Annotated in this window: 10 protein-coding genes; 4 read left to right on the top strand and 6 right to left on the bottom strand. The window is 67.2% G+C overall.

Annotated elements, in window-relative coordinates:
• Positions 1-30: 30 nt before the first annotated feature.
• Positions 31-2,580 (bottom strand): efflux RND transporter permease subunit, encoded by a 2,550-nt coding sequence (locus SRU_RS00380; RefSeq protein ID WP_011402856.1) that lies wholly within the window; start codon positions 2,578-2,580, stop codon positions 31-33.
• Between the two features lie 250 nt (positions 2,581-2,830).
• Here SRU_RS00380 and SRU_RS00375 point away from each other — a divergent pair, with 250 nt between their 5' ends.
• Positions 2,831-3,277, top strand: coding sequence for a MaoC family dehydratase (locus tag SRU_RS00375; RefSeq protein ID WP_011402855.1), 447 nt, complete (start codon positions 2,831-2,833; stop codon positions 3,275-3,277).
• Between the two features lie 99 nt (positions 3,278-3,376).
• On the opposite strand, the gene SRU_RS00370 is transcribed toward SRU_RS00375, so the two are convergent.
• Positions 3,377-4,852 carry a M48 family metalloprotease gene (locus SRU_RS00370; protein WP_011402854.1) on the bottom strand — a complete coding sequence of 492 codons (1,476 nt, stop codon included), beginning with the start codon at positions 4,850-4,852 and terminating at the stop codon, positions 3,377-3,379.
• 109 nt (positions 4,853-4,961) lie between these two features.
• Positions 4,962-6,200 (bottom strand): DNA replication/repair protein RecF, encoded by a 1,239-nt coding sequence (gene recF / locus SRU_RS00365; protein ID WP_011402853.1) that lies wholly within the window; start codon positions 6,198-6,200, stop codon positions 4,962-4,964.
• A gap of 138 nt (positions 6,201-6,338) precedes the next feature.
• Between recF and SRU_RS00360 the strand changes: the two genes are divergently transcribed.
• The 3 genes from SRU_RS00360 (at position 6,339) to murQ (ending at position 11,086) form a co-directional block, all read left to right on the top strand.
• Positions 6,339-6,917 (top strand): hypothetical protein, encoded by a 579-nt coding sequence (locus tag SRU_RS00360; RefSeq protein WP_112902693.1) that lies wholly within the window; start codon positions 6,339-6,341, stop codon positions 6,915-6,917.
• Between the two features lie 357 nt (positions 6,918-7,274).
• Positions 7,275-10,091: a CHAT domain-containing protein gene (locus SRU_RS00355; protein WP_164923421.1), complete on the top strand. Its 2,817-nt coding sequence runs from the start codon at positions 7,275-7,277 to the stop codon at positions 10,089-10,091.
• 68 nt (positions 10,092-10,159) lie between these two features.
• The gene (gene murQ, locus SRU_RS00350; RefSeq protein ID WP_112902691.1) at positions 10,160-11,086 is read left to right on the top strand and encodes an N-acetylmuramic acid 6-phosphate etherase; all 927 of its coding nucleotides are present in this window, start codon (positions 10,160-10,162) and stop codon (positions 11,084-11,086) included.
• Positions 11,087-11,097: 11 nt separating this feature from the next.
• Here the strand turns inward: murQ and SRU_RS00345 are convergent, their stop codons facing one another.
• The 3 genes from SRU_RS00345 to SRU_RS00335 all read right to left on the bottom strand — a co-directional run bounded on the left by SRU_RS00345 (position 11,098) and on the right by SRU_RS00335 (position 12,252).
• Entirely contained in the window at positions 11,098-11,457 is a 360-nt protein-coding gene (locus SRU_RS00345) for a HEPN domain-containing protein (protein WP_112902689.1), read from the bottom strand.
• Positions 11,454-11,789 carry a hypothetical protein gene (locus tag SRU_RS00340; protein ID WP_112902687.1) on the bottom strand — a complete coding sequence of 112 codons (336 nt, stop codon included), beginning with the start codon at positions 11,787-11,789 and terminating at the stop codon, positions 11,454-11,456. Before SRU_RS00340 ends, SRU_RS00345 begins: the two co-directional genes overlap by 4 nt.
• Before the next feature lie 106 nt (positions 11,790-11,895).
• Positions 11,896-12,252: a biotin synthesis protein gene (locus tag SRU_RS00335; RefSeq protein WP_011402850.1), complete on the bottom strand. Its 357-nt coding sequence runs from the start codon at positions 12,250-12,252 to the stop codon at positions 11,896-11,898.
• Positions 12,253-12,344 lie beyond the last annotated feature (92 nt).

Genomic DNA, 12,344 nt, shown 5'->3' with positions numbered 1-12,344 from the left:
CCGCCCCCTCTCAACCTCAACGCTCACCCCTCAACGCTCAACACTCCCCCAAAACCCCCGATCCTCCAGCCACTGCCAGAGGGCGGGCAGGAAGCCCACCGCCGCCAGCAGGGTCGTGCCCAGCCCCAGCACCGCGAGGGTGCCCATCGAGTTGAGGCCGGGGTGGAAGCTCAGAAGCAGCCCCCCAAACCCGACCATCGTCGTGAGCGTGCCCATCGTCACGTGCTCGCCCGTCGACCGCAGTACCGTCCAGAGCGAGCCGGGGCCCTCCTCCCGGTACCGGTGCACCATGTGCACACCCGCGTCGTTGCCGATCCCCAGGATGGCCGGAAAGACGATCATGTTGTAGAAATTGACCTTCAGCCCGAAGACCTCCATCACCAGGAGCATCCACAGCAGGCCCACCACGAGCGGCACGAGCGCCAGGCCCGCCCACCGGAGCGACCGGAAGTTGAGCAGCATCAGCAGGGCGACAATGACGAACGTCCCGGCGATCATCCAGGGCGCCTCCCGTTGCAGCAGCATCAGCATGTCCGCCGCCACGAGCGAGGTCGAGCCCGCGTGGTAGGTGGTGCCGTCCTCGGTCGTGATGGTGCCCACGTCTTTGGCGAAGGCAATCGACTTCCGCCCGTCGGAGAGGCCGACCGAGGGGTAGATCATGACGAACCGCCCGAGCTCGCCGTCCTTCGTCGTAAACTGCTTCCGGAGCGACCGGGGCACCTGATCGAGCGGGATGGGCGCGCGGGGCTGCGCGGCGCGGCGCAGCCGTTCGAGCGCGTCGGTCGACTCGTCCCGGAGGTACCGGTTCTCCGTGGCGGTCTCCCGGATCTGGGCGATGCGGGCCAGCTTGGAGGCCTGCGCCGTATCGCGAAGCGGGAACCGCTCCTGCAGGCTCTCCACCGCCAGGATGGTCGGGGAGGTCGTGTCCGCCCGCATTTTCTTGCGGACGGCCGCTACAATCTTGGGCACGGCGTCTCGGCTGTCCGCCACGATGTAGGCCGGGTTGCGGCGGTTGTTGCTGCCCCCGGTGCTGACGCGGTCAACGTACCGGTCCCGCTGCTCGTACTCGGTGTACTCGGGCTCCAGCGCCCCAAAGTCGTACTGAAAGTCCACCCGCGGGGCGAGCGCCAGGGCCAAGAGGACGGCCACGAGGCCCCCCACCACGACGGGCCGTGCCGCCGAATACCGCCGCGGGGCGTCGTCGGGCGCCGCCTCCATGCCGGCGCCCCTCCGCAGGTCGAGCAGGCCAGTCCGTTCCAGCAGGGCCAACAGGGCCGGCATCACCACCGTCATGGCGACGAGTGCAAAGAGCACGCCCGTCCCCGCGATGGCCCCAAACTCGCTGAAGCCCTTGAAGTCGGCCACCACGAGCACGTAGAGGGCCCCGGCCGTCGTGAAGGCCCCGACGGCGATGGCCTGGCCGGTGCTGACGAAGGTCCGCTCCACCGCGTCGACGACCGAGTGCCCGTCGGCCCGCTCCTCGGCGTACCGGGCGTAGAAGTGGATGCCGAAGTCGATCCCCAGCCCGAAGAGCACGAGCCCGAGGGTGGAGGTCATAAGGTTGAGGCGCCCGAACAGCAGGGCCGCCACGCCGCCCGTCCACGCCAGGCTCATGAACAAGGGCACCCCGATCACGAGGCCCATCACCGGCGCCCGCACCAGCTCGCGCAGCAGCACCCGCCCGTCAAAGCCCGGGCCCGACCGCACCCGGTAGGCCTTGTACAGGAAGTACAGAATGACCACGAGCAGTACGGTCCCCACGCCCACCCCGAACGAGCCGGTCACGTCGCTCCAGATGGTCTCCACCTCCACGAGCTGCCGGTACAGGCGCCCGGCGAGCACAACCTCCATCTCCGGGTGGTACGACGCGGGCTCCATCCGGTCGACCAGGGCCCGCGTGTCGGCGTACAGGTTCTCGATGTAGCCGATGTTCGTGTTCGCCCCCGACGGGTAGAAGCGCAGCACCATCGTGGTGCTGTCGTCGGAGATCGGGTATCGTTTTCCGATGAGGCGGTCGTAGACCCCCTCCAGCGCCTCGCCGGACTCTTCCGTCGTTTCGGCAGTGTCGGCCGTCCCCCCCTCTTCTTCCTCGAGCTCGAAGTAGAACGGGTTGGCCTCCTGGCGGGCCCGCTTCGCCTCCGCGATCTGATCGTCCAAAAAGTCTTCGACCTGGCGCAGCTCCTGGTCGGACGCAAAGTAGAGCGCGTTGTCCTTCAGAAACTTGACCTCGCGCTTGTACTCGACCCGCGTCAGGTACGTCGCACTCGTGTCCGCCTCTCGCCTCAAAGACAGGGCCCTCGGAATGAAATCTTCCGCAAACGCCTTGTTGGCCTCGAACGACGGGCTGGAGATGGCAACCGCCATGTCGCGCTCCCCCCCGACGGTGCGCTGGAGGGTATCGAGCGCCTGGACGCTCTCGTAGTCTTCGGGGACGAGATTGGAAATGTCGGTGTCGATGGAGAGCTGAGACGCCCCGTAGCCGCCCAGGATCGTCGCCAGGACGGCGAGCACGAGCACCCCTCCGGCACGCTGCGTTACGCGCCGGATGAACGGCCGAAGGGCCCGAAAAAGACGATCCATCACGTTTGTGCGTTGAATGACCGAAAACGGAGATGCATTCTCCCGTCCCGTGTCAACGGGCCGCCCGCCTCCACGCAGGAGTAACGCCCCGGTCCGCTCGGGCGTTGATGCCCGGCTCCTAAACACGCCGACGGGGTTCTGATCCGTCTCGCCGCCCCCATCGGTAGGTTTTTCCGTCGTTTCTTTCTACCTTGGGTGCGGAACGCTCTTTTCTTCTTTTGCCCTTTCCCTCTCCAACCACTCGCTGCCCATGGTCAACACCTACGAATCGATTGAGATTGGCGACTCCCACGAGTGGACACGGGTCGTCACGGCGGAGGACGTGAAGAAGTTCGCCGACATCACGGGCGACGACAACCCTGTGCACGTCGATCCGGACTACGCGGAAGAACACTCCCGATTCGGCAAGCCCATCGTCCACGGCGTGCTCCTGCTCGGCCTCATCTCAAAGGTGCTGGGCCGCGACTTTCCCGGGCACGGCAGCATCGCCGTCGGCATTTCGTGCCGCTTTCTCCGCCCCGTCCCGGTCGGCTCCGAGGTCCGCGTCCAGGTGAAGGTCTCAGAGAAGATCGAGGACAAGAAGCACGTCAAGTTGCGCACGTACATCTACCGGGACGACCAGATGGTCGTCGGCGGCGAGGGGCGCGTCATTCCCCCGACGGAGGAAGAGGAGGATCCCCACCGGGCCCGCCGTTAGTGGAAAGCAGACCCGCGTCGCTCGCCCCCCGCACGGCCGGATCGGCTTCGCGGGAGCCGGGGGACACCTGCCCCGAGGCCTCCTGGAGCTGTTCCCCCGTTAGTTCGGCAGCTTCAGGGGGCGGTCCGGAGCGACGACCTGGTCCACGTCCAGTTGATTGATAATCGCGAGGTCCTCCTCCGTCATGTCGGACGGCAGCGCGTCCGTATCGACGAAGGACCGAAAGGCCCCCTCCCGGTCCGCCGCCTGGATCGCGATGCGCGCGGGCTGTCGGTTCAGCTTCTCCGAGTCGGTGAGCCGCGCGAAGCTTGTCATCGTCCGCTCGAAGTCGGGCCGGTAGGCGTCGTACCGATCGGCACTGGTGGTTCCCTGAAATTGGTACACGTTGTCTCCGTAGGCGATGAAGTAGGTCAGCAGGCGAACGACCTGCCCCTGCTGCGTCTTCCCCTCGGCCAGGACGCGCCGGGCGTCGTTTCCGTTCACGGAAGTGCTCTGGCGATCGAGGACCGAGAGGCCGTCCTGTCCGGCAAATTTGCGGGCCGCGGCGTCGGGGGTCTCGGCGTCGGAGAACGTGAAGATCATGTAGGCCGACTGGTCGGGCTGCACCAGGGCCACCTGTTGGGGCTGATTCTGTACGTCCCAGCGGCTCGGGATCGAAAACCGGAACGCCAGCTCGGGCTGATAGAACACCCCCTCCTCCACGAAGCCCTGACGCGGATTTTTGCCGAGCACGGTGCCCTCGAGGGCGTTGTAGTACGCATCCTGGTCGATCGTCGTGGCCGGCCTGTCCACCTTCTTCCGCCACGTCTGGGCCAGCTCCGGAATCGTCTGCTGCCGCGCCCCTGGGTCTGGGTGGGTCGACTGCCACGTCGGGATGGACTGCCCCCCCTGCTCCCGCACCCGTTCGAGGGACTCGAAGAAGGCCGCCCCCTCGGCCCCATCGTAGCCCGCCCGGACGGCATACTCCACCCCGAGCCGGTCGGACTCGCGCTCGTTGTCGCGGCTGTAGCTGAGGGACAGCAACTGCGCGGCCTGCCCCCCAAGCCCCATGACGTTCTCCGCCACATTGCCCCCGAACGCCACCTGCCCGGCGACGGCCCCGCTGAGCAGAAGCCCCTGCGTGAACTTCTGGCGGGCCGCCTGCTGCGAGGCGTGCCGGGCGGCGACGTGTCCAATCTCGTGCCCAAGCACCATGGCCAGCTGGGCCTCGTTGTTGAGGTGGGCCACGAGGCCCCGGGTTACGTACACGTAGCCGCCGGGGAGCGCAAACGCGTTGATAATGGGACTGTCGAGCACGCGGAACTCAAACTCCGTATTTCGAAACCGCTCGGGCGTGTCGGGCCGCCGCATGTGGCTCTCCGCCAGCACCTCCTGCGCCACCCCGTCGACGTACTCCTGGAGCTCCTCGTCGTCGTAGACGCCGTACTGGCTCTGAATCTGCTTGTCCGCCTTCTGGCCCATCGTTACCTCCTCCTGCCACGAGTACCCGTAGGCGCGCGTGTTTCCGGAAACCGGGTTCGTGCCCGTCGAGACACACCCGGTGCCGACCGCCAGGAGCAGTACGAGGACGGGCACAAGGGCCCAAAGCCTCGTGCGTCGAGCGGGGGCGCGGCGTGCGGTCAAAGACCTGCTCATCGGAGACGTGCTGTCGCTTGTTGGCAAAGATAGGTGCGTCGTTCTCCGCTCAGTCGCGGGACGTGGACGCCGCGTCAGCCCCTGTGGGCGCCGACGCCGCGCCGTTGGCGGCCGTCGCCTCTCCACGGGCGTACTCCGGATCCGGCGTCACCGCCGCCGTCCCGCCGCCCGGGCGGACCTGCAGGGCACGGTGCGACGCGGGCTCTGCGTTGAGCGCCGGCTCGAAGGGCCCCCGGCGGGTGGCGGTGACGAGGCTCTGCCCCACGGCGTCCGACCGGAGGAGGTCGAGAAAGACCCCGGTGCGCTCCGCGTCGAGCTTGCCGAAGGCGTCGTCGAGGAGCAGCAGCGGCTCGGTGTCGTTCCGCTGTTGCAGGTAGAAGTACTGCGCCAGCTTGAGGGCCATGGCAAAGGTGCGGTGCTGGCCCTGCGAGCCGTACCGGCGCACCTCCAGGTCGTCGAGGCGGAAGACGAGCTCGTCCCGCTGCGGCCCCACGAGGGTGGTGCCGCGGTCTCGTTCCTGCCCCTGCTTGCGGGCGAGGGCCGCCCGGAATTCGTCTTCGATGGCGTCGGGCGTCGCGTCGGGGGCCAGGTCCGCAATCGTGTCGTACTCGATCGTGGGCCGCTCGGCCACCGCGTCGATGCGGCGGTACGCCTCTTCGAGGTCGTCCGCGAACGCCTGCAGGAACTGCTGGCGCCGGTGCACGATGCGGCTGCCGAGCCCGACGAGCTTTTCCGTCCAGGGGGCCAGGAGCTCGTCGGGCGGCGGGGCGGACCGCTTCTTGTAGCTGCGGAGCACCTCGTTGCGCTGGCGCCGCGCGCGACGGTACTTCATCAGCGTCTCCATGTAGACGGACCGCGCCTGGCTGAGGATGTTGTTGACGAAGCGGCGCCGCTCGCTGGGCCCGCCGGCCGTCAGGTCGTAGTCCTCCGGCGAGAAGACAACCACCGGCAGCGTGCCGACGATGTCCGCCAGCCGGTCGAGCTCCGCGCCGTTTACGAAGATGCTCTTGCCCTCGCCCGGCACGTACGCCAGCCGCACGGTCATCGGCTCCTCGCGGACCTGCCCGATGCGGCCTTCAATCTCGAAGTAGGGCGCGTCTTTGCGGACGGCATACCGGTCTCGCGAGGCCGTAAAGCTCTTGGTGAGGCACAGGTAGTGAACCGCCTCCAGGACGTTTGTCTTGCCCGCCCCGTTGGCCCCGTAGAGGAGGTTGATCGACGGGGCGAGGTCGAACTCGCTCTCCGCGTGGGCCCGGAACGACCGGAGGCGAAGGGTGTGCAGAATCATGGACGGGGCACCAGCTCTGGAAAACCTGAACGGGAGCTCGCGCGAGCTCCAAGGCTACCATTACGGCAGGGGCGGGGCCTTCGTTCGTTGGCCCCCAATGACGCCGCCGGCCCTCCTTTGTTGCGTCCGACGCTGTTTATGCACAACACTTCGTCGTTTCGCCTCCGTCCGCTCGCCCCCACCGATGTCTCCGCGGCCGACCGGCTCTGGGCCAGTCGGTTCGGGGGCGCGCCCGATACGCGTCGCAAGTGGATTGAGGCGGCCCTGGACCCGACCCACTCGGCCGCTGGACTCGTGGCCGTCGGCCCGGACGATGCCCTCGTGGGCGTCTCGTTCCTTGAGGTGGGCACCCGGCGCTACACCCGCCACTACCTTGGGCTCGACACGCTTGACCTGGACGTGCCGCTCGCGTCCCAGAACGGCCTGTTCCATCTCACCTGTGTGCGGGCGGACTGGGAAAACCGTGGGGTCGGGACCGCCTTCTACAAGCGCCGGCTTGAGCGGCTTACCGATCGGGGCGTCTCCCGCGTGTTCGGCATCGCGTGGCACCGGCCCGCCCCCGTCGGCAGCCGCGTGCTGTTCGAAAAGCACGATTTCACGCGGATTGCCACCATCGAGCGCTACTACGCCCGGACGAACAGTCGTCCTCACTGTCCCGCCTGTGGCGGCACCTGCACGTGCACGGCCTCCCTCTACGGGCGCCCGGAATCGTTCTGAGCGACCGGCGCTCCGCGACGTGTTGTCTACGCCCCCGTCTCGTTTTCGTCGCGACCTCGTGGGCCTTTGCGATGGTCGGGGCCTGTCTTTAGGTTTCAAGTTCTTCGTCCTCCTCACTCCCCCCACCGCCTGACCCACCGCCGCCTGACCCACCGCCCCCACCGCTTCCCGACGAGGGGTCGGCCCCGCCGCCTGCATAACGAACAGAACGTCGAAAGGCGTCGCGCAGGTGCTCAGTTGCTGTGGTCATGGCGTGATACCGGACACTATGGAAAGAAGCGTGAACGTTGGTGTCCCTCTTGAGGAGAAGCGTTTGTTAACCTAACAAACAGACCGCTTTCCGTCTAGCCCCCGGTGATGCTCGTCGTTCTCTTGGCCACATCGCTGTTGGTCGTCCCGCCGTTCTCGGTCGACGCGGCCGACGACCTGGATGCGTGCCTGCGTCAGGCGCCGGTCCAGTCGCCCCCACCGATCAACTGGGGAGAGGGGGTGCCCCAAATGTGGTCCAGCACCCCGCCCGTGCCCCGGGACACGGTGCGAGCGTACCTTTCTCAAGTGCGTGCGGCGCGGGCTTGCTTCCGGACCCTCGACCCCTCGCGGGTCGAACGGCCCTACCTCGGCAACATCATGCGCACGTTTCAGGTAGAAACAGCCCTGCTCGCCGCCCTGCGCCGGTTCGCCGATGCGTTTGAGACCTTCGAAGACGCCCGCTCTTACCTCAACGCCGCCCCCAACATTCCGTCCGCCGAGGGCACCCGCACGGGGTGGATCCGCGCCCTCCATCAGGATCAGGGATTCCTTCACTTCCGGATCGGGAACCTCTCCGCGTCCATCACCCACTACTCGACGGCCCTTCGGAAGACCTCGGAGCACGAGGTTGGGCTCCGGGTCACCCACCTTCTCGATGTGGGCCTTCTGCATCAGTACACCCAGGACTACCAGTCAGCCCGTCGCTACTACACCCGCGCACGGCGGCTGGCGCGCGAGCACGACCGTACGTCCGAGGAACACCCTTCCGAATGGGCCCGCCTGCTCTACCTCCAGGCCAACCTGCTCCTGGAAGAAACCCTCAACACCGAGTTCGATCGGGCGTCCCTGCGTCGAGCCCGCGATCTCGCCCGCAAGGGCCGTTCGCTCGCCACGTCTTCCGACCGACGCATCGACCTTGCGCTTGCGCTGTCCGAAAGCCTCGGGTACCTAGGGTCGTTCGACCGTGCCTACGCGCTGAACGCAGAGGTGCGCCGGTACGCCCAGGCCCGGGACGACGCGCAGCTCCGCGCCTTCGCCCTGCTCAAGCTCGGCGTGCTACACATGCAAACCGAGCGCTGGACGGAGGCCGAGTCGGTGCTGAACACGTCACTCGCCATCGCCGAACGGATGGGCAACCTCGACCAGCAGCGACGCATCCGCCGGGGATTGGGGCGCCTGCACGAGCTACAGCAAAATTGGGCCACGGCAGAGGCTCAATACCGGGCGGGCGTGGCCGTGATCAAGCGGTATCGGGAGTCGCTTACCGCCACGCAGTGGGCCTCAACGGCCTTTACCCAGTGGCGCGACGTGCACCGCGGGCTCGTGCGCACCCTTCTGGCTCAAAACCAGCCCCGTGCGGCCCTGGCCGCTCTGGACCGCACCCGGGCCCGCTATCTCCGGGACCTGCGTACGCGGAACCGGGTGGCGACCCAGCTCTCCCCCGCGACTCGGGCCCGGTTCGACAGCCTCGGCCGTGCCCTCACGGACGTGCGCAACCGGCTCGGCACCGACTCGTTGTCCGACGCCACGGAGGCCGCCCTCCGCGCCCGCAAGGCGAGCCTCATGGCCAACCGGCAGCGCGTCCTGCGTCTCGACTCGGCAAGGACGCCGCGACCGTCGGTGGACGAAATCGCTGCGTCGATCGCCCAGCAGGATCGGACCCTCGTCTCGTACTTCCTCGACGACCCGTGGCCCGTGTACGACCGCCCCCCTCGCTCTGCGGCCTTCGTCCTGACGGGGGACACGCTCCAGGCAGTCGCCCTTCCGGGCCTCTCTCAGGATTCGATCCGGGCTCACGTCAACACCATCTCTTCCCTGTTCGCGGACCGGCAGGCGTCTCGGAGCATCAGCGCGATGCACTTCGACCTCCGCCCGCTTCGGGCGCTGCACGACCACCTTTACGCCCCCGTGGCGGCGCACCTCCCCGACGGACAGCCCCTAACGGTCATCCCCGACGGGCCGATGTTTCACGTGCCATTTTCGATGCTGGCCACGGCGGCGCCGGGGGGGCGCTACGACCACGAACAGGCCCGCTTTGTGCTCCACGAACGCCCGACGGCACTTGATCTCTCGGCCTCGCTGGCGACCGACACCTCGGCAACACGAGGCGACGCCGCATCGTCTTCGTCCGACCTGGCGGCCTTCGGGGTGTCCTCGTTTGATTCCCTCCGCCCCCCGCCTCCGTCCCTGCCGTCCTCCCGCGCCGACACGACCGCAGCCTCGTCCCTGTCCTTGCCCCCTCTGCCCGGCGTGCAGTCCGAGATTAACGCCCTCGACCGGCTGTTCGACGACGCGAAGACGTTCCTCGACGAGCAGGCGACGGAGCCGGCCTTCGCCGCCGCCAGCCAAGAGGCCGACGTTCTGCATCTGGCCTCGCACGCCCTCGTCTCCCCATCCTCCTCCCTCCGGAACGCCTTTCTTCTCCACCCCGACTCCAGCTCGGACGGGCTTTTGTTTCTCCACGAGCTCCAGACCCGCGACCGGGCCCTCCCGTTGGCCGTCCTCAGTGGGTGCAACACCGCCCGCGGGGCCCTCCGAGGGGGGGAGGGCATGGCGGGGCTCCAGTATGCCTTCCGGATCATGGGGGCCCAGTCCACGGTGTCCAACCTGTGGCCCACGGCCGATCGGTCCAGCGTCGCGCTCATGGAGAGCTTCTACGAGAACCTTCGAGCGGGACAGCCCAAAGACCAGGCCCTTCGGCGGGCCAAACTCACGTACCTGGAGAATCACCCCGACAACCTGAGCCCCTTCTTCTGGGCGTCCGCAGTGCTCTACGGGTCCCCTCGTCCTCTCCAGATGAACGCCTCCGACGGCTCGTCGCTCCGGACCTGGGGCCCTGTCGCCCTCGCGCTCCTCGTGGTTCTTCTCGGCTGGTCCATCGTTCGATTTCGCTCCCAGCTGGGGCTCACAGCCTCGCAGCAATAAAGGGACGCCTCCGGTGTAGGAGCGTCTCCCTTCGCAGTACGCCCGCATTGCCCCCCCCCTTGCCCCGCATGCCCGACTCGTCCTCTCTCTTCGACGAGCTTCAGGACCTCGCCACCGAGCAGCAGAACCCCCACTCGACCCACATCGACACGGCGTCGGTGGAGGAAATTCTGCGCGTCATCAACACGGAGGACCACAAGGTGCCCATCGCCGTGCGCCGGGAGCTCCCGCACATTGCGGAGGCCGTCGAGATTGTCGTCGAGGCCTTCGAGGCGGACGGGCGCCTCTTCTACGTGGGCGCCGGCACGAGCGGGCGGCTCGGCGTGGTGGACGCCTCGGAGTGCCCGCCCACGTTCGGCACCGACCCGGAGCGGGTGCAGGGCATCATCGCCGGCGGGCGCGAGGCGGTCTTTCGCTCACAGGAGGGGGCGGAGGACGTGCCCGAACGGGGCGCCCAAGCCCTTAAAGGTCAGGGGGTTACAGAAAACGACGTCGTGTGCGGGATTGCGTCTAGCGGGCGCACGCCGTTCGTGGTGGGGGCCGTGGAGCACGCCCGCGACGCGATCGGGTGCCCCACGCTGTTCGTGACGACAATCCCGCGGGAGGAGCTGGACGTGGACCCGGACGTGGCGATCTGCCCGGTGGTGGGGCCGGAGGTGATCATGGGCTCCACGCGCATGAAGAGCGGCACGGCGCAGAAGCTGGTGCTCAACATGATCACCACCGCGGCGATGGTGCGCCTCGGCAAGGTCTACGAGAACATGATGGTGGACCTGCGGCGCACCAGCGAGAAGCTCGTGGAGCGCGGCATCCGCACGGTGATGATGGTGACGGGCGTGGACTACGACGCGGCGGATGCGGTGCTCACCCGCTGCGACGGGCACGTGAAGACCGCCCTCGTGATGATTCTCGCGGACGTGGAGGTGGACGAGGCGCGGCGGCGATTGGACGCGACGGACGGCTTCGTGCGGCCGGCGATTGAGGGGGACGAGTAACTCTCCCCTCCTCACTCCCTGCCGACGATATGCGCCGATGCGTCCACAAATTCGTCGGCCCTTCCGAGCCACATCTCCACCTCATCCGAGGACGGATTCCACAGATCGTAGTCCGCCTCTTCTCGATTTTGGCGCAACTTTGTCAGTAGACCAACCTCCACGTCGTTTCGGAAGTGCTGTCCCAGTTTCATTCCGGTACCCTTATGGGTCTTCGGCGTGAGATCGCGGAGCAGGAGTAGTGCCCGTGCACTTTCCAGAACGCCGAAGTACAGTCGGTTTATCGCATCTGACTCGAACTCGTTACGATGAAGACACTGCGCCGCGTCGAGCCGCCGCCGTGCAGTCTGGAGTCGCTCCTGGACTTCGCTCATAGCTCCACTCCTTTCTCTCGGGCCCAGTCCGCGAGATCGTCGTCGTGTGCTGCATAACGAGCAAAGATGCCCATCCACCAATCGTATTCCTCCGTCACGTCCATCGCAATGTCCACCACCGGGTCCGTTTCCTCGAAGTGATCGTACGGCCCCTGTAGAATAACGAGGATCTCGATTGCCCGCACGTCATCGTCCTCCGTTTCTTCAGGGCCTTCGTCGGAGAAGGGAAATTCGGGCACCGCGTAGATCCCCACCAGACGGTCGCCGTAGTGCTCCCGGTAGCGGCGCGAGAGCGTCGCCAATACGTCGGCCGGCGTGCGGGTGACTTGCATGGCTCTCACAGCTCGGTGTCGAGGTAGGCGTTCTTTCCTACAGAACGGAGCCCCAATGTGTCCCGACACTGTTGATCTCTCGCCCCTCCCGGCTGCACCGGGAATCCTATTGCTGCAAATCCGCCACATCGAGCCCCGCCCCGAAGCGAATGGACAACAGCCGCGGCTGCTCGTCGCCATCCGCCCGCCACTCGCCCATCCCCCGCACGGCAAACCCGGCCTCCACGCCCGCACTGACGAATTCGGAGACCGGATGCGCACAGGCGTCGATCACAACCGTCTCGCCGGTGGCCTCGTCCTCGAAATGTGCCTGCGTGCCGCCGAACTGCCGGGTCGGGTGTAGCTCCGCGAGGTAAAAGGTGCCCCCGTCCCGCAGCACGCGCCGTGCCTCTTGGAAGACCGGGCCGAGGGCCTCGACGTGCCCTGGCCAGCGGTCGTAGGCCTTCCTCGGGTCCGTGACCATCGCTCCTGCGGATTGGGGAAGACGATTCGCGATTACAGACCAAACGGGGAGAGCACTCGTGGACGTGCCCACCCCGTTTCACGTGAAACGTG

The organism is Salinibacter ruber DSM 13855 (assembly GCF_000013045.1).
In the GTDB taxonomy this organism is placed as follows: Bacteria; Bacteroidota; Rhodothermia; order Rhodothermales; family Salinibacteraceae; genus Salinibacter; species Salinibacter ruber.
This window is presented reverse-complemented; position numbering and strand designations above follow the sequence as displayed.